Raw genomic sequence first — 17628 nt, 5'->3', positions numbered from 1 at the left:
ACTATTCACAAATCTTATATCAGTTTTTAACGTTTACACAAAACTTGAAACGGTCTCAATTTGACTAATTATTGTGTTTTAATGATTCTATAAACTACCCCCAATTGAGCAGGGTATGTTTCTTGAATCATTCCATTAAACCATATTGTAACGATATCTCCCACCTGAACATCTTCCGCTAAATTTTCTGCCGATACATAATACTCTCCATCATTCATCTGACAAAAGCCTTCAGCTGTACTCACATGCGTTACAAGAAGTTCTCCTTCATCGGTAATTTCTTTTACTTTTGCATTAAAATTGATAACCTCTATTGGAATAGACGTATCATCTTTTTCAATATCTCTAAATATGATTCGTTCGTCATCAATGACAACTATGAGCTGACCTTCAGAACTCCTTTGATAATGATATCCGCTTCCGAAATTTGATTGATTATTTTCAGATGGTAACTCTGTCCCTGCCACTGTTGACACAATTTCTCCATCCATTGTTCCACAACCAGGCATTGACGCTACATATCCTGTGTCTTTATATATAACACCATTAACCATAACACATGGAGGATATGAGCCAGTATCTGCTGTTTGCTCATTTTGTACTACATCATCATTTTCTTTATTTTCTATTTCTACGGACACATTTCCAGACACAGGTTCTTTATTTTCTTGATTCGTTCCACATCCAGCCATTCCCAGCACCATACATAATACAAGCAGATAGATTACTTTTTTCATAATACATGCCTCCTTAACTTATATTTTTTAACTCTATAAACCGGAATTTTATCAGCAACCTTCTTTTTTATCTTTTATATCGTCTTTTAACGATTTAATTTCTTCCAGAATGAGTTCAGTACAAACGACTAAAAGACCTGAAAGAAGAATAATTCCACCATAAATCGGATAAATAAAAGATTCTTGGACTCCACCGCCAATGATGCCAGACAAGAGTTGCCACACACCACTGAACGGCCAAACAACTAATGCGAATACCACAATCATCGTAATAATAGCTTTTTTCATTGCTCTTTACCTCCGTAACTCCCGATTGAGATTTCACCTGTTTTAAGAAATTTAATAACTGTTATATTTTATTATTAAATTCTTCGCAACCCCTTGAAAACACTGGATTTGTCGCAGGTGAGCTTTCCCTTATTATTTCCCTTGTGTTATATCGTCCCATCAGTGTTTATGCACTCTGATAAGGGCAAATACAAGGGCAAGAAAAATCTATAAGACAGTATAACACAAAATAAAAGTGACATGGTGAACTGATTGAAATGCTTCTTAATTTTTGCTACTACTGATTGATTAAATGATAAGGAGATGGGATACGATGAGAACAATATTTGCAGAATACAATCCACAGTGCAACAGCATTGATGTATATACTAATACGGGCTATATACTCCGTATTGATTGTTGGGAAGCAGAAAAAAATTTAAGAACCACACCTGGATCTGATTGTGCTTTGACATCGCTTGCAATCGATGAGCCATTAGAATATGCAAGGTTATATCTTGATGGGAATTTACAGATGTGGGTAGATGCTGAAGATTCATTAGAGTTATGATTATTCCAATCAAAATCTACTAGAATTTATTAAAAATTAGCTTCATAATTTTAAAAGGACAGCCCTATTGCTATGAGGCTGTCCTTAAAAATACAATAGATAAACCTAGATTATTCTTGCTACTATCTGATTGTTAAATTTTCTGTATTCCATATTGCAAATCTCCCTTTTCGCAATATTTTATTAGTATGAATGCCAGAATCGCTGAAAAAACACGTGCCAATACCGTACTCCACCATATCATAATCTGTCCACCAAATAAAGGTGGTAAAACAAGCATAAATATCAGCATCAATACTGGTTCAATGAATGTAAGAATGTATGACAATCCACTTTTTTCAGTAGCATAAAATCCAGCTGTCGCTATTCTGGTAATCGCAACAAATGGTAATGACACTAAAAATATAGGTACAATTTTAGAAATCTCAATACTTACTTCATAAGAAGCTCCGAAAACCCCTCCAATATTTGCTCTGTTTACATACATGATAATTCCACCACAAACAGCAAGAATTATTGCAAAAATGTATGCCATTCTCTGAACTCCTCTCAGGCTTTCTTGATCCTTCTCACCATAAAAACGGCTCATTAAAGGTTGACTTCCATCACCTACGCCCTGCAATATGAGATATATGATACAGATAATATAGGATACACATGCATAAGTTGCAATAGCTTTTTCTCCCCCATAAGAAGCGGAGAATCGGTTTATAAACACCAATGAAATATTAGGAGTCAATGCTAGCCCAAATGGTGCAAGACCTACTCTGAATATAGCGCCACACATTTCTTTTACATTTTTTAAGGATACATACACATAAAACTTTTTATTATATAATGCGTATATGATTGCAATTGCTGCAGTCACACCCTGTCCGGCTATTGTAGCTGTGGCTGCACCTTTCATGCCCATTTCATATATCCATACAAAGATAAAATCCAGAACAATATTGGTTATGAATCCACCAACCATCGCAAACATTGACCAGAAAGAGTTTCCATAATTTCTAATGAATGGCATCATTCCAGTTCCAAGAATCTGCAATATTGCTCCAAGTGCTATAATTTTGATATAATCTGTCGCATTTGTTAATATAATTCCATCTGCTCCAAGCAATCCTAAAATTTTAGACGAAAAGGAGTAAATAATTATGGTACTGATAACACTTACTATTACAAGAAGCCACCAGCTTGTAGCAATAAATTCTTCTGCCCGTTTTCCTTTCTTTTCTGCTGCATTAATTGAGTAATAAACAGCTCCTCCCATACCAATTCCTGTTCCAAGAGCCTGAATCAAAGCCTCAATCGGATATGCAATATTAATAGCCGAAAGTCCAGCATCTCCTATGGTATTGCCTACAAAATATCCATCCACTATCGCATATATTCCTGATAATGCAAATGCTATAATAGATGGAATAACATATTTAAAAAATAATGATTTATGATTCATTTTTCTTACAATCTCCTTCCTTGAAAAGTCTGATAAACAGCTCTGTATTATCATTAAGACTTTCTATATTCTCTAATCCCATTTTTTCGATTACACATATTTCTTTTGAGTGCAGTTTTTCTATGATATCTTTCGTATATTCCATTCCTGATTCTGTGAGGCATATCAGCTTATTTCTCTTGTCTGAATCATCAGATACCATATTGATGTATCCTTTTTTCTGAAAATCTTTTAGTATCGTATTTACCGTTTGCTTAGGTATATTCCATTTTTCACTTATCATTTTCTGCGTGCATCTTCCATTACTTTCATAAAATGAATGCAAAGCAAAAACTCCATTTGAAGACAGTCCCTGATCCTTTGACCATTCCTCATACATTGCTGTACATTCTTTCCATAAAGCATAATATCGTTGCAACTGTATTATCATATTATTATCTTTTCTCATCTTTTTCCTCCTTAAATTAGTACGAATCCGGACTTTTGTATTATAGTCCGAGTTCGTACTAATTGTCAAGATTTATTTATATACTTTTTCTTTATATAAACAATCAATAGTCCCTTACTAAGGACAGGAAGATTATGAAATTTCCCTGTCCTCTTTTAATAATATCCTCGTTCTTCCATCCAGTCTTTCACATAACATCTGATTCCAATATAAATAATATGCGACAGTAATAGCAATACAATAAGATTTATCGGATTAGCGTTTTTAATCCATTCTCCAAAGTAAATTACAACAGCTGTACTCGTTATCGCTACCACGATACTGATGATATCCCAACAATATTTCCGGTAGATTTTTCCTACCTGATAACCAATCCCGATTATCAGCCACCCGGTTATTACGAATAAAATTGCCATGACAGTACCGGCAATCAGCCAGTACACAATCCCGGAAAGAATACTGTTAGGTATTCCACTGCTTAACTGTCCGAAAGAGTCTGCACCTGTCACAAACTCCCGAAATAAACTTCCCATTCCTTTTCCTAACGCACCGAAAAAGACGATACAGTCGTTAAGGAAAACCGGCGAAAGAATCGCAGTAAACAGTGTTGTTGTTATGCTGTACCATGCCAGTAGAAACAAGATACTTTCATAACCAATCGTCATATTTTTATATTTCTTTTCTAACTGGCTTTTACGGCTATCGCATTTTTCTTTTGCTTTCCGGTAAGCAGTACGGTCACATTTTTCACATTTCTCATAAGGCACTTTTTTCTCAACAGCTACCTCTACCGTCTTTTGGTGTGTCTGTGCATAAAGTTTTTCCTGCTCTGCTTTTTCATACTTAAATTTCCATGCCACGGCTTCTGCGTCGGCTCTTTTCCTGCTGTCTGTCTCGCTGGTCAATCGTTCCTCTGTTTGCCTTAATCTTGTCCGCAATGCTTCGATATTCTCGGCTCTGTTTTCGCTGTTCAATTTCTCGTTCAAGGTCAGCGATTCGCTTAGCTGCCTGTTTAGTTCCTGGATTGTCTGGTCTTTCTGATCCAGTTCGTCCTGCATCTGTTCGGTCATCAGCAGAAGTTCTTCCACCTGCCCGACGTTCTCTAAGTTTCTGCATTCGCTCATCGATCTCCCTCGCTTTCTCTATCTGCTGTTTAAGGTCAGCAATTCGCTGTTCTGTTTCTGCAATAAGCTGTTCTCGTTGTTCAGCTTCTGCGTTAATTCCTGCCATTGCTGATTCTCGTTTTCCAACTGTTCGATTCTGGTTTTCTGTTGCTCGATCTGTGAGAGCAGTTCTTCTGTATCTGGCAAAAGATTTAGCAGCCTGGATAATTCGCTGTTTAAGCTTTTTAAACTCTGGTTCTGCTCCTGAAAAGACAGGAGCTGCCTGTCCCGTTCCTGCAATTCCTGTACCATCTCTGCCATAAGATTCTGCTGTTCCTCGATCTGGTTTATCATTGTCTCCATCATGGGAATGACTTCCCGGCTTTCTTCTAATGTCACGCAATCGCTCCTTCCATTGTGTTAATGCACTGGATACTTTTCCAAAAGAAATCTGTATTTTATCCAGCAGTGCATTTTGTCTTTTTATGATCTGGTTTTCCTCTACTTTCCATGAAGTAGAGGATGTCTGTCCGTTTTGAAATTTCTCGTCAATTTTTCTGGCATCTGCGCCCTCATGGATCGTCGGTATCTCTAATTTTCCCTGCCTTGCATAAGAACGATGGTCAATGTGATTTTCCGTTTTCAAATGTGCATTACAGACGTTTGCCCATTCGCTCCGCCATAGCTCACAATTTTTCGGATTGTTCCACCCGGTAGCATCGGTTAATACACGTTTCCACTGTTTGCGGTTCCTTGTCCCGACTTTCTGGACTCCATTTTCATCAAGTACGGGGATTCGGATTCCATGACGGTCAGGGTTCTTTTTATCCTGCCACCAGTCCGGATGGGATTCATCCACCACAATATTTCCATTTTCATCTCTGACAAACTCCCAATCCTTGATTTCTTTGTTACCCCATGAGTGGTCTGAATTGAATGGTCGCAACGTCACCAATAAATGCACATGGGGATTACCATCTCCTTTATCGTGGATACTCCAATCCGCACACATTCCCTTATCTACAAAGGTCTTTTGAATATATTCAGTTGTATAATCAATCTGTTCCTGTCGGCTCCATTCTTTCGGAAGTGAGAACTCAAATGACCTGCCGAGTTGTGCATCTGAACTTTTTTCTATCCTCAAGACTTCATTCCATAAACGCTGCTTCTGAAAAGTAAGTTTGAATTTTTCCAGTGCAGCATTTTGGTTATCTGCCCTTTTATATCGGACAGATTTCTGGAACCGTCTGATATTTTCAGCAGGTACATTCTGCCATTCCTGTGGTGCATTTTCACACATCAGCAGGCTGGTATAAACGACTTCTTTTTTTGAAGTATAGTAGCTGATCCTGCCTGTTTCTTCATTTTTCATCACATCGCCATTGAGATAAGCAGACGCCGATATGATGGATTTTCCTTTGCTGCGTCCAACAATCTTTACTGTATAATGAAAAATCGCCATGCTCCGTTTCCCCCATTCTGCCGTATCCGGCTTTGATTTCCGGCAGGTAACGTTTTTCCTAAAAGAAAATGGTATCTGCCGGAGCACCCTCTGCGTAAGAGTGCCCTGTGCATAACAGCCTGCATGGAATGTGCCCCTCTGGCGAAGAGTGCCTCCTGCGGCATGAGCAGGTCTGGCTGAAAGCCCCGCCGACGGAACGAGCCCGGCAAGCGTAAGCGCAGACCGGTTGCCACCTGTGGCAAACTTATACGGACGACCTCTGGTTGTCCATAAGTGCGCCCTTCATAAAAAAGCAATGAAGGGAATGGAAACTCCACTCCCTCCGGCATTACACTTCCTCCGTATTTGCAACTGGCTCTTTCTGCATTGCCTTTGAGAAGAATTTCCCATTTGCTTCCTGCCTTTTTAAGAAGCCGATCAGCTTTGGGATATCATCTTCCTCAATCGCAGAACCCAGTACCGATTCCACTGCACCGCCAATCTGGCAGAGCCTGTGTGTCCGTTTTTTGGTTTCCACATCTTTCTGACGTTTCTTCAGTTCCCGTTTCTGTGCTGCATACTGTTTTGCTTTCTCAAGGCTTTCCTGTTCTTTCTTTTCCAACTGGAGCATACGCTCCTCATAACTCTTTGTTGATCTTGCCATAAATATCATCGTCCTTTCTTTTTTTCCAAACATAAGTTTCCTGTTGTCTGTCAGACGAAGTACATGGTATAATCTGCTTGCGTGTAGGTATATCATGACTCCGGTCTGATAGAACCTTTGGCGGTTTCTTCGGGAACCGCTTTTTTAAGTTGAACCGTTTCTTGTGACTGCTTTCACATTTCCCTTATCCCTCAAGTCCCTGCCCTCGTTGGCTTCCATAAAAAGTTCCAGCATATCCGTTTTGATCAGGACTTTTCTCCCAACCTTCAATACCGGAAGTTTCTTCCACTCTACCAACTTTCGCAGGGTGTTCCTGCCAATTCCCGTATAATCAGCAGCTTCCTCAATAGATAAGGCAATCTTTCTTTGCGTCATATGACCACCTCCTTTCGAATTGCATTATGCAATTTCATTTGTGCTGTCAGTATAGCGTGTTTATATTGCTTTGTCAAGCATTATGAAATTTTTCTGCTTTTCTTAAAATTGCATATTGCAATATGTTTTGTTGCGTGGTATAGTAATGACATACCGAAAAAGGAGGCACATCAGCATGAAAGATAAAGAACTACGCAAGCTGATTGGCAGCAGGGCAAAACAGCGCCGTCTGGAATTAAATCTGACACAGCCTTATGTCGCAGAGAAGATGGGAGTTACCGCTTCCACAATCCTGCGTTATGAGAATGGTTCGATTGACAATACCAAAAAGATGGTACTGGAAGGTCTTTCGGAAGCACTTCATGTATCGATTGAATGGCTCAAAGGGGAAACCGATGAATATGAAACTGATATTACGGATAAGAAAGAATTGCAGATTCGTGATGCGATGGGCGACATTCTCAAACAGTTTCCTCTTGACCTCAATAAAACAGAAGACGCTTTTTCTAAAGACTTACTGCTGTTAATGTTAAAGCAATATGAACTGTTTCTGGATTCGTTTCAGTTCGCCTGTAAAAATTACAAAGGCAGTACCAAAGATGCGGACATTGCCAAAGTAATGGGATTTGAATCGAAAGATGAATATAATGAGATTATGTTTCTCAGGGAGATCACACATACTGTCAACGCATTTAATGATATGGCAGATGTTGTAAGGCTCTATTCAAAGAAACCGGAAGCGGCAGAACAAAGGCTTGCAAATCTTTTATCCGAAGTTATGTATGACGATTCTGAATCGGTATAGTAAGATAATCGGAGTTATGATACAATGAGCGCAAGCGAGTCAAGCTGTTTACAGATTTGACGAGCGGCGAATTGGCTTATGGACTTGTCCATAAGATGCCTACACGCAAGAAGCATTTCAGCAGTTCCGATTGTCTGATATCGAAAGGAGACATACGATTATGGCAAAAGGATCTGTTAGAAAAAAAGGAAAAAAATGGTACTATCGTTTCTATGTAGAAGATGCAAGCGGTAAAATGGTTCAGAAAGAATACGCCGGAACCGAAAGTAAAAGTGAGACGGAAAAGCTTCTCCGCAAGGCACTGGAAGACTACGAAGATAAGAAGTTTGTTGCAAAGGCAGATAATCTTACCGTAGGGGAACTTCTGGATATGTGGGCAGAAGAAGAACTGAAAACTGGGACACTCAGCAACGGTACAGTGGAAAATTATCTTGGTGCAATCCGATGTATCAAAAAACACCCGATTGCAGACCGCAAACTGAAAACAGTTACTGCCGAACATTTACAGGCATTTCTTGATCTGCTTACATTCGGTGGTGAGTTTCCAGACGGGAAAGTAAAAAAGGGATACAGCAAAGATTATATCCATTCTTTTTCCGCAGTGTTACAGCAGTCATTCCGTTTTGCAGTATTTCCAAAACAGTTAATCAGTTTCAATCCGATGCAGTATATTAAGCTGAAAAAGCAGGCAGAGGAAGTTGACCTCTTTTCCGATGATGAAGTGGAAGAAGGTACACAGCCGATTTCACATGAGGATTATGAACGGCTTATCCAATATCTGGAAAAGAAAAATCCACCTGCTATTCTTCCGATTCAAATTGCGTATTATGCCGGGCTCCGTATCGGGGAAACCTGTGGTCTTACATGGCAGGACATTAACCTTGAGGAACAATGCCTGACCATAAAACGCAGTATCCGCTACGACGGCATGAAACACAAAAATATTATCGGACCAACGAAACGGAAAAAAGTAAGGATTGTTGATTTTGGAGATACGCTGACTGAAATACTGAAAGCTGCCAGAAAAGAACAGCTCAAAAACCGGATGCAGTATGGCGAATTATATCACCGCAATTACTACAAAGAAGTGCATGTGAAAAACAGGGTATATTATGAATACTATCATCTTGACGGAACACAGGAAGTCCCGACAGATTACAAAGAAATCTCCTTTGTCTGCCTGCGACCAGATGGCTCTTTGGAACTGCCGAGTACACTCAGCATTGTATGCAGATCAGTGGCAAAGAAGCTGGAAGGATTTGAAGATTTCCATTTTCACCAGTTGCGTCACACTTATACCAGCAATCTGCTTTCCAATGGAGCTGCACCGAAAGATGTACAGGAACTGTTAGGACACTCTGATGTCAGTACCACAATGAATATTTACGCTCACTCAACAAGAAAAGCAAAACGGGATTCCGCAAGACTTCTTGATAAAGTAGCGAGCAATGCTTAACTAAAAATTTCCCTTATTTCCCTTGCGGATTCCGCATAAGGGCAAAAATAAGGGAAAATACATATCATTTCACTATTTAATGGGCTGAAAAGCCTGTAAAATAAGGAAAGTTCAGGAAATCTCTCCACAAATTCCGATTTTTCGTTCTCTGTGACTTCCCAATAAACGGGAAGTTATGGCTTTAACTTCCTACAAATAATCAGCTTTAGGATAATACATACGACCACCACAACAGCCACCAAGGCACCACCCAATAGCAACTCTGTGTACCACGGTGCAGACTGCATGGCATATAAATTTGGATAGGTTTTAAAGTGCCAGAACTTATAAATTCCGAACCCAATGAAAACTCCTATGAATGAACCAATAACGATGTTAAAAAAGGAATTCAACTTTTTCAGCATAGCAGTGCACCCCTTTCCAACTTCCGATTTATCCAGTTAAGAAAACTGGAATTTAACTCTCCCATCTTGCAATTCTGATTCCCAAAACTCGAAATTCACCATATACAAATGCATCGCCATTTGTCAGATGATATGTTTGTGAAAATCCTAAACTTCCATAATCAGCAATTTCATCCGCAGTTTGTGTGCTTCCAAGTGTTATAAGCGGACATTTTCCTGGGTCAGTGCTTCCAATCAAACGAAATCCCTCAATAGCAACAAAAATCCCCCAACAAATAAGAATACCTAAAACTGCTTTTAAAATTTTCTTTTTCATATTCACCACCCCACAAATACCGATTTGTCAATTTTATTTTATCATATTTCATCATCGTATTTCAACTGCACGTTCTATCAGTATAGTGAACTCTCCTTTCAAAATTTCCTCACCGTGAGGAAATTACAAAATTGCTCGTCAGCGATTTCGTTTTTGTTGCACTGTTTGTGAGATAATCGTTTTGCAAAATGTTATGGCTGGGGGTATTAGGGGGCAGTGCCCCAGTGTAGCGGCTAACAAGTGGGAAAATGGCACGAGTGTCTATATTTTCCCTATGCTTGCTATAGCAAGTATAGGGAGAATATTTGACAGCGAGTGTATATAATTTCCCCATGCTTGCTATATGCAAGTATGAGGGAATGTATATATTTTCCCCCTGCTTGCTAATAATGTTGACCTACGGATTTTCGGTGTCAAGTAATGTGTCAAGCTGCGATTTCCACGCCATAATATTTTCAACTTCTTTTTCAAAAACATAGGATTCTTTTTGAAGTTTTCGTTCCAAAAATTTATTCCAATAATAATCCTTTTCTTTTTGTAAATCATTGATGTACTCTTGTATTTCGTTCCGTTCCTCAGCGGAATATTCTTCGGCATCAGCGGTCATTTCTTCCATTTCTTTTTTATTGCTTTCAAGTTCATCCATCAAATCAATATAATCGTCCAAATCGCCCCACAGCAGCAAGAATTTCAGAAATGTATCATCCGAAAACATGGCGAACCAACAACGCTGATACCACTGTTCCGCATACATCCGTTCATCACTTCCGTTGGAATACGTTCCGTCTACTAAATCCCCGATGAAGTTCTCCAACAGTTCTGAAATCGTCAGACCGCCCTCACCTGATTTTTCGGCAAGGCGTCTCACATCTGCATCGGAAAGATTCACTGTTATGGTTCTTGGTTTTATAGTTTCAATTTCTTCTCTTTGTAAACTATAGTCTCTCATTACGTCCTCCCGTTTTATTCTGCTTATTGTCCATAAATCAAACCAACATACAACACCAGAATATATTTAATTATTCTCCTTTAAGCTATTAAGCAATTCCAAAATCATTCTTAATTGTTCCAGTTTATCTGCATCAAAATTATCTGCTGATTCTAAACGTATTAAATGGTTTTCTATATTGCACAACTGACTTTTCACTTCACTTATTAAGCGTATATTTCCATAACAAACAACTTTCTGATGCATTAGTGACTGAATACAAAATTCTTGTTTCAACAGACCAGATAGTGCCGCTCTTTGATTTATTTGCTCTCGCTCATCTTCGGTAACTCTCATATTGAAAATAATTTTACGCTTACGTCCCTTAGCATCTTGCTTTTTAACTTCTGTTTCATTTTTTGAATCAGCTCTCTTAAACATTCTCATCATCCCCTGTCAAATTTATTTTTTCACTAGCTCTAGTCCTATCTTCCGATAGTTTCTCTGCAAGCTCATACTGTTTTGATGGATACAAGTGTGCGTACATATATGTGATTGATATTCCTTTATGTCCTAGCCGCTCCGCTATCGCAACTGGTGAAAATCCCAATTCAATTAAATGTGCGGCATGAGAATGTCGCAAATCATGAATCCTAATTCTTTTTACACCGCTCTCTTTACAACCTCTATCCATTTCATGATGTAAGTAACTTTTAGTAACATTAAAAATCCTCATATTGGGTGTTATCCCATAAAGAGAAGCTATAAAATCTTGGATTTCTTCGCACAAAAAATCCGGCAATGAAATAGTCCGATTGCTCTGCTCCGTTTTAGGATCAGTAATCATATCTTTCTGTCCAATACGTTGATAGCTTTTATTGATAATTAACTGTTTCGTAACAAAATTAAAATCGCTTGGTGTCAATGCCAGAAGCTCTCCCTCTCTAATTCCAGTCCAATACAATATCTCAAATGCGTAATATGACACAGGTTTGACCTTCATATACTCGATAAATTGTAAAAACTCGTCTTGTGTCCAGAAATTCATTTCTTTGGCATTTTGTCGCCCCATTTTCCCTGCTTGTGCAGATGGATTGACCGGTAACGAATAAAATCTTCTGGCATGGTTAAAAATTGCACTTAATTGATTCTGGATAGTACGCAGATATGTCGGGGAGTATGCATTTCCATCTTCATCTCTGGCGTTCAGCAACTCATTCTGCCATTGGATAATATCCGATGCTTTTATAGATGCTAATGAGCGTGAGCCGAAGTAAGGAATAAGTTTATTATCAATGATATAACGCTTATTCTCCATTGTGCTTTCCCTAATGCGTGGCTTCATATCATTCATATAAATCTCTGCAAATGCCTTAAAACTCATATTCATATCCTTAGACTGCGACTGTAGAAAGTCCCGCTCCCATGCCAAAGCCTCTTTCTTTGTCTGAAATCCACGTTTAGTTTTAATCTGCTTGTTCCCCATCCAATCTATATATCGAATATACACCTTCCAAGTTCCTCTTTTTGTATCCTTGCTTGCACTCAAAGTTAATCCTCCTAATACCTAATCGTCCAAGTATATATGGCATACATATATATGCGTCTATTTTTTAGACTTGAACTGTCGTCTATTTTTTAGATGAGTACAGGGTCTATTTTTTAGACGACAACGTTTTTCACTGTTTTCTTGTCGTCTGATTTTTAGACGCCACTCTCGTCTAATTTTTAGACTCGTAAAATTCTTTTATTTGTTTTCCGTTATTTTCTTTGTGGTTGCTTTCTTTTGCTCTTAGCATTTTTACAGATACGTTCATCTGTAAACCAATCTCTCCTTTTGCTATGGTAATTCTTCCATTCCGCACTAAATTCAAACTTCGACGGAGAATATGCATTTGACGCCAATTGTTTTATTAAACCATTATCTATCAATTCTTTTTTCACTTTCAAAAATGTTTGGCGGCTTATAGATGCATCTTTTATTGCATTCTCATACGTGTAAGTGAATACTTTGTTTCCTTTCGCTCTGAACTTCATGTACGTAAATACCCTATAACTATTTGCAGATAAATCCATCACAGCATCCGAATGAAATTGAGTATTAGCAAGTCTGACATAACCGCTTTCTATACCGTTATTCGTTATTGTTTCATAAAACTCAAACTTCCTTATCGTACTCTTTCTAGATTTTCCCATGACCACGTTTCTCCTTGATTATCATATAAAAACGCGGTACAATTTATTAAACGAAATAAATATCCGCACTTTCTAACCGCTCTTCCTTTGCCGAGGGAGGGCTGTTTTATTCTTTAGTCATGCCGTAAATCTTTTTTTCATAATAAGCCTTTGGAATACGTCCGCAAATAGTTGTATAACCTTGCTCTTTCAGTTCTTCATTCCAACCTGCAATCATGCGATACGCAAAAGGTCTGGAAATCTGTAAATCATGCATCACCGTTTCTACTCTCACAAAAAGCTGTTCACTTTTTAATTTTTTTGATGTACTCATTATTCGCAACCTCCATTTTGTTCTCTTTTTTGTTATTTGGTGACCATTTTGTTCCCCTGCATTCATATCATCTCATGTGATACTTTTTGTCAATCTTTATTGTGTATTGGTTCTCATTTTGTTCTTGACAATGTATGTACAATGTATTAGAATAAAAAAATATGATTGGAGATATTATTATGAATGTCAGTGAAAAAATCAGATATTATAGAGAACTCCGTGGGTTAACTCAACAACAACTTGCGGATTTTTCTGGTATTCCTCTGGGTACACTAAAAAAATATGAAACAGGTAATAGAAATCCCAAACAAGAACCTTTACAACGCATTGCTGATGCCTTACATATTAGTATCACCTCTTTTCAAGACATTCATTTAGAAACCATCGGAGAAGTTGCACCTTATCTATTTGCCATCTCCAAAGTTGGCAAAGTTCAGTTTCATGGTAACAAAGATGCTGATGGAAAATTTGACCTAAATACTCTGACCATATCCTTTGATTCTCCTGTATTAAAGCATTTTCTAAAGGAATGGGCAGATAGTAAAGTTATCATCGACCATTTAAGAGATGAAGCTCAATTTTCTCCAGATGAAACGACAAAAGCATTTTTACTTAACCGTGCTGATGAAATTGAGCAAGAATTGGAACTCCGAATGGTTGATTCTCAAATGCTCATACAAAGTGCAAAAAAATAAGGAGCCTTATCGGCTCCTCGCTTATTTATTCGTTGCATTGTCCTCAAACTGCAAGCATTTTGCAAGCACAAAGCCCAGAAACCTTTGATTTATAAGGCTTCTGGGCTTTATTATACTATTAAAACTCCCTGCAACTATAACATAATCGTTAAATATATAATTGTCTTTTGCGGATTTTTATATTTATAATATCCAAATTTCACGCCTTATTCATAGTTTCCGTTCAAACAGGTATCATACGGGTATCACGAATATTTCTCCTTAATTGCTCTATCTACATGGTGCTAGCACCATGTAATATAACCCCAAAGACTCCTTTACTCATCATTCTCATCTGACGATTTATCTACCAACTTAAGCTCTTTTTTATCAAGCCTTTCAAACCTTTTTGTTGCATAGATTAGTTCTTGCATAACCTTTATAACTTTCTTTGTCTTTAAAATATTTATGATTACATTTTCCAATTCATTTTTTGTTTCATATTCAATTATATAATTAGCATTTTCTTTCTTAAATATTTCATCTGCAATCCCTTGTTCAAGAACAATTTTGACTGGATACATTCCAATGCCATATTCAAAAAACAAAATCCTATATTTGTAGTTTTCAATTTTAGGTGCCGTCAAAAAAAATTCAAATTTAAAATTCTGATATCCTATCGCTCCAAGATTATCCTGAATATCTTTGTGTATTACTGAAGTTCCCAATGCAGAGGCAATTGACGCAAAAGCTGATAGCTGATCATAAGATTCAATAGGCCCTTCATATTCCCTTACTACACCTTTGACAAATCCATTCGTAGCTTCTTCTAACTGTTTTCCCAATTCTGATATAATTGTATCTGGAGACACCGCCTGATCATCATCGTAGTTTAGAAGTCCATCAAGGTTAAAATCATGACTCATATATTTTCCTCCTTTATCTCAAAAACAATCGGCAAATGATCGCTAATATCCTTTCGAGGATGTCTAAATTTATCAACTAAAGAATACTCCTGGATTTTCACAAGAATTTTTAAACTGTTATCAACGAACCATTTCCTCATGCTTGGACGGATCATTACTTGATCATAAATATTCCAAAAAGAATTGCTAGGCTCGCTCCCATTATGATAGTATGTCCCTGGTGGATATCTGAAGTCTCCAAAAAGGTTCCACATGGGATTATAAAACATTTTAAATGTTTTACTCATAACTGTTCGACTTCCTTTTTCTGCATCCGCTCCACTAGATATACCATGAAATTTTGTTGCATTTAAACATCCTACATCATAAGGATTTTCATTTACATCTCCTAATATAATAGTATTTTCTATTTTCAATTTCATCTCTAATTCATTAATGTCTTCGACAATCCTGTCTATTACAATATTCCTTCTCTCTTGGTGATCCGAATAAATTCTACTCGGCAAATGCATTCCGCACAAAATACACTTTTTATCAATAATTTGTATTGAATAGTATTTGTTTTGATTTGCGGGCATTACTTTTTGAATAGAGCCAAACATCATAATACGATCACAACCGGAAGTCAAATATTTCTCCATGTATATACCCTTTTGAGTTAGTTCATCAATCAACTTCTGTTCATTATCTTTATATTCTGCCAACACGATTATATCTAATTCATTTTCATATATAAGATCAACAATATAATGATTTATAACCGGATTTTGATGTACATTCCAAAAAGCAAACTTCACATGTATTACTCTCTTTCATTTTTTAATCTGAATTTTAAAAACTCCTATAAGCGGCCAAGGGCAGGCGTTACCTGCCCCTATGCTTCTCTTTCCTTTTCTGCTGTTTCAGTTCAAACTGCCGCTGTTTCTCTGCTTCCCGTTGTTCCCGGCTCACAGCTTTACGTTCAGTTTTCAACTGCTCCTGCTGTAATTTCAAAGCCTGTTGCGACTTCGTTCCTATCCCGGTATTCTGTACCTGTTTCCGCACTTCTCTCTGTACCCGTTTCGGATTGCGGCCAGCTTCTTTTACATCAGTTGCCACAGCCGGACTAAATTTCAGTCGATAATAATTTCTCAAAACAAAATCGTATACCTCATAATCTTTCGGCTCCGCCCCAAACGTAACCTTGCATACAGATAATTTTCCCTCCGATATGCGCTCAAACACACCTATCCAGAATGGTTCCTCAAAAAATACTGTCAATCTGCCCGATACTTTGTCCATGACAATTCCTCCTTAAATGATTGTATGAACAAAGAATGGACGACCCTAAAGAGGGAGGGTTACTTACACCAGATGATGCGGCCGGGCTACCTACCGGCTCTGTAAGGGATTTTCTCTTACGTTGCGTTTTTATCTTTGCTCCTTGATTTTAGCATACCATTAGCAATTTTTCCACAATAAATAAGGGACACAGCCGCCGCCATGCCCCAAATCCCTACCGTTCCAATGCTCTCTCGATTTTCTGCTTCTGCCCTTTCAAATCATTCTGCTTCTCATACAAGCTCTCACGTTCTTTACAGAGTGACTTCATGTGCTCCAACTGCGTCCGCACTCCCTCCCGGCAATCCGGCTCTATCCGCTTATATTCCCCGGTTATACTTCGTATCTCGTTATTGTTTGATTTTATCTGCTCCGACACACATATCCAGTCAATTAGATTGCGTACTTCCATATCTGTATCATACAAATCTGTTTCTGAAAGGATTTTCGCACACAGCCGAACCATAACTTTTTTCTCCATATCTGTCATTCTATCAATCCCCCCTATCTGCTCACATCAAATACACGTTTCGGACGTTTATTTTCCTTTTCTGCCCATTCCAGGGCCTTAGACCGCTCAACTATCGACTGCACCTGTTCTCTGCCGAAATAGCGTTCCAAACGCCCCAAATCTGCCGTTTTCTCCTGCAATCGGTCAATAATGTCGCTCTGCTCCATGACCTTATCTGTCAAGCGACTGATCTGCTGCTCCTGCCGGGTAACTTTTTCTTTTAGTTTCTTTCCCTGTTCTGCAAGCTGGACGCATTTAATTGTCAGTGCTTTTATCGTTTCTTTCAATTTCTCCACAAGCGGAAAAGCTTTTTTATCCTTATAAGCCTTTGCAGACATCAACGCCGCCGGTTCAGGCAGCTGCCACTTCTCGTCCTCGTCATAAGCGTGTATGTTCCGTTCCATAACCGCCTTAGACTGAACCATTTTCTCAATATCTTGTTGCAATTTCTTCTGTTGCTTCTCCAATTTCACATTATCAGACAGCAGCTTTTTCTTGTCCTCTGCCAGCGTTGTCGCCTGCTCCTTCAGCAAATCACTTGTTTCCGAAAGTTCCGACACTTCCTGCCGGATTGCTTCGCCCTTCTTCCGTATCTGCTCTGTTTCCTGCACTGCTTTTCTATGCTGAATCTGAATATCTGATAATCGCTCTTTTCCGTCAGAAATAGATTGCTCCAATTCTGCGACTTCCTTTGCCCGCTCCTTTTTCTCAAAGTCCAAA

23 protein-coding genes and 1 pseudogene are annotated in these 17628 nt (G+C 38.3%); 4 read left to right on the top strand and 20 right to left on the bottom strand.

Going from position 1 to position 17628, the window contains the following annotated elements:
• Nucleotides 1–68: 68 nt before the first annotated feature.
• Both DW819_RS13360 and DW819_RS13355 read right to left on the bottom strand, forming a co-directional pair.
• Nucleotides 69–737 (bottom strand): hypothetical protein, encoded by a 669-nt coding sequence (locus DW819_RS13360; RefSeq protein WP_118733648.1) that lies wholly within the window; start codon nt 735–737, stop codon nt 69–71.
• Nucleotides 738–788: 51 nt separating this feature from the next.
• On the bottom strand, nt 789–1025 hold the full coding sequence (locus DW819_RS13355; protein WP_005345958.1) for a hypothetical protein: 237 nt from the start codon (nt 1023–1025) through the stop codon (nt 789–791).
• Nucleotides 1026–1338: 313 nt separating this feature from the next.
• Between DW819_RS13355 and DW819_RS13350 the strand changes: the two genes are divergently transcribed.
• A complete protein-coding gene (locus tag DW819_RS13350) occupies nt 1339–1575 on the top strand; it encodes a DUF6061 family protein (protein WP_002578301.1) in 237 nt (78 codons plus the stop codon).
• Between the two features lie 133 nt (nt 1576–1708).
• Here DW819_RS13350 and DW819_RS13345 read toward each other — a convergent pair whose 3' ends face one another.
• The 7 genes from DW819_RS13345 to DW819_RS13315 all read right to left on the bottom strand — a co-directional run bounded on the left by DW819_RS13345 (nt 1709) and on the right by DW819_RS13315 (nt 7059).
• Nucleotides 1709–3028, bottom strand: coding sequence for an MATE family efflux transporter (locus DW819_RS13345; RefSeq protein ID WP_002595210.1), 1320 nt, complete (start codon nt 3026–3028; stop codon nt 1709–1711).
• Nucleotides 3018–3476, bottom strand: coding sequence for a MarR family transcriptional regulator (locus DW819_RS13340; RefSeq protein ID WP_118733647.1), 459 nt, complete (start codon nt 3474–3476; stop codon nt 3018–3020). Before DW819_RS13340 ends, DW819_RS13345 begins: the two co-directional genes overlap by 11 nt.
• A gap of 155 nt (nt 3477–3631) precedes the next feature.
• A complete protein-coding gene (locus DW819_RS13335) occupies nt 3632–4381 on the bottom strand; it encodes a DUF6040 family protein (RefSeq protein WP_009243742.1) in 750 nt (249 codons plus the stop codon).
• Nucleotides 4320–6041 carry a MobA/MobL family protein gene (locus DW819_RS13330; RefSeq protein WP_109214826.1) on the bottom strand — a complete coding sequence of 574 codons (1722 nt, stop codon included), beginning with the start codon at nt 6039–6041 and terminating at the stop codon, nt 4320–4322. Before DW819_RS13330 ends, DW819_RS13335 begins: the two co-directional genes overlap by 62 nt.
• A complete protein-coding gene (locus tag DW819_RS16145; RefSeq protein WP_058692446.1) occupies nt 6017–6370 on the bottom strand; it encodes a hypothetical protein in 354 nt (117 codons plus the stop codon). The genes DW819_RS13330 and DW819_RS16145 overlap by 25 nt, the downstream gene beginning before the upstream one ends.
• Nucleotides 6370–6684 (bottom strand): DUF3847 domain-containing protein, encoded by a 315-nt coding sequence (locus DW819_RS13320; protein WP_002578306.1) that lies wholly within the window; start codon nt 6682–6684, stop codon nt 6370–6372. Before DW819_RS13320 ends, DW819_RS16145 begins: the two co-directional genes overlap by 1 nt.
• Nucleotides 6685–6828: 144 nt before the next feature.
• Nucleotides 6829–7059 carry a helix-turn-helix domain-containing protein gene (locus tag DW819_RS13315; RefSeq protein ID WP_002578307.1) on the bottom strand — a complete coding sequence of 77 codons (231 nt, stop codon included), beginning with the start codon at nt 7057–7059 and terminating at the stop codon, nt 6829–6831.
• A 175-nt stretch (nt 7060–7234) separates the two neighbouring features.
• Here DW819_RS13315 and DW819_RS13310 point away from each other — a divergent pair, with 175 nt between their 5' ends.
• A complete protein-coding gene (locus tag DW819_RS13310) occupies nt 7235–7864 on the top strand; it encodes a helix-turn-helix transcriptional regulator (RefSeq protein WP_009243739.1) in 630 nt (209 codons plus the stop codon).
• Nucleotides 7865–8024: 160 nt separating this feature from the next.
• Nucleotides 8025–9320 (top strand): tyrosine-type recombinase/integrase, encoded by a 1296-nt coding sequence (locus DW819_RS13305; protein WP_009321335.1) that lies wholly within the window; start codon nt 8025–8027, stop codon nt 9318–9320.
• 456 nt (nt 9321–9776) lie between these two features.
• Here the strand turns inward: DW819_RS13305 and DW819_RS13295 are convergent, their stop codons facing one another.
• The 6 genes from DW819_RS13295 to DW819_RS13270 all read right to left on the bottom strand — a co-directional run bounded on the left by DW819_RS13295 (nt 9777) and on the right by DW819_RS13270 (nt 13477).
• The gene (locus tag DW819_RS13295; RefSeq protein ID WP_118502963.1) at nt 9777–10040 is read right to left on the bottom strand and encodes a hypothetical protein; all 264 of its coding nucleotides are present in this window, start codon (nt 10038–10040) and stop codon (nt 9777–9779) included.
• 397 nt (nt 10041–10437) lie between these two features.
• Entirely contained in the window at nt 10438–10989 is a 552-nt protein-coding gene (locus tag DW819_RS13290; RefSeq protein WP_118733646.1) for a molecular chaperone GrpE, read from the bottom strand.
• A 66-nt stretch (nt 10990–11055) separates the two neighbouring features.
• On the bottom strand, nt 11056–11409 hold the full coding sequence (locus DW819_RS13285; protein ID WP_118733645.1) for a hypothetical protein: 354 nt from the start codon (nt 11407–11409) through the stop codon (nt 11056–11058).
• The gene (locus DW819_RS13280; protein WP_118733644.1) at nt 11402–12517 is read right to left on the bottom strand and encodes a site-specific integrase; all 1116 of its coding nucleotides are present in this window, start codon (nt 12515–12517) and stop codon (nt 11402–11404) included. The genes DW819_RS13285 and DW819_RS13280 overlap by 8 nt, the downstream gene beginning before the upstream one ends.
• A 212-nt stretch (nt 12518–12729) precedes the next feature.
• Nucleotides 12730–13164: a hypothetical protein gene (locus tag DW819_RS13275; RefSeq protein WP_118733643.1), complete on the bottom strand. Its 435-nt coding sequence runs from the start codon at nt 13162–13164 to the stop codon at nt 12730–12732.
• Nucleotides 13165–13270: 106 nt separating this feature from the next.
• Nucleotides 13271–13477 carry a hypothetical protein gene (locus DW819_RS13270; protein ID WP_021869602.1) on the bottom strand — a complete coding sequence of 69 codons (207 nt, stop codon included), beginning with the start codon at nt 13475–13477 and terminating at the stop codon, nt 13271–13273.
• Between the two features lie 179 nt (nt 13478–13656).
• On the opposite strand from DW819_RS13270, the gene DW819_RS13265 reads away from it, so the two are divergent.
• Nucleotides 13657–14172, top strand: a complete 516-nt coding sequence (locus DW819_RS13265) for a helix-turn-helix transcriptional regulator (RefSeq protein ID WP_182432652.1) — start codon at nt 13657–13659, stop codon at nt 14170–14172.
• Nucleotides 14173–14489: 317 nt separating this feature from the next.
• Here the strand turns inward: DW819_RS13265 and DW819_RS13260 are convergent, their stop codons facing one another.
• The 5 genes and pseudogenes from DW819_RS13260 to DW819_RS15985 all read right to left on the bottom strand — a co-directional run.
• Entirely contained in the window at nt 14490–15077 is a 588-nt protein-coding gene (locus DW819_RS13260) for a hypothetical protein (RefSeq protein WP_118143261.1), read from the bottom strand.
• A complete protein-coding gene (locus DW819_RS13255; protein WP_118301843.1) occupies nt 15074–15874 on the bottom strand; it encodes an endonuclease/exonuclease/phosphatase in 801 nt (266 codons plus the stop codon). Before DW819_RS13255 ends, DW819_RS13260 begins: the two co-directional genes overlap by 4 nt.
• Before the next feature lie 67 nt (nt 15875–15941).
• The gene (locus tag DW819_RS13250; protein WP_118733641.1) at nt 15942–16358 is read right to left on the bottom strand and encodes a YjdF family protein; all 417 of its coding nucleotides are present in this window, start codon (nt 16356–16358) and stop codon (nt 15942–15944) included.
• Nucleotides 16359–16572: 214 nt separating this feature from the next.
• Nucleotides 16573–16887, bottom strand: coding sequence for a hypothetical protein (locus DW819_RS13245; protein ID WP_015515203.1), 315 nt, complete (start codon nt 16885–16887; stop codon nt 16573–16575).
• Between the two features lie 14 nt (nt 16888–16901).
• A pseudogene (locus DW819_RS15985) lies at nt 16902–17628 on the bottom strand (recombinase); the annotation flags it as partial.

The sequence above is a fragment of the Clostridium sp. AM33-3 genome (assembly GCF_003480315.1).
Lineage (GTDB): Bacteria > Bacillota > Clostridia > Lachnospirales > Lachnospiraceae > Brotaphodocola.
The sequence above is the reverse complement of the archived record's forward strand: the minus strand, read 5'-3'. Positions and strand labels throughout refer to the sequence as shown.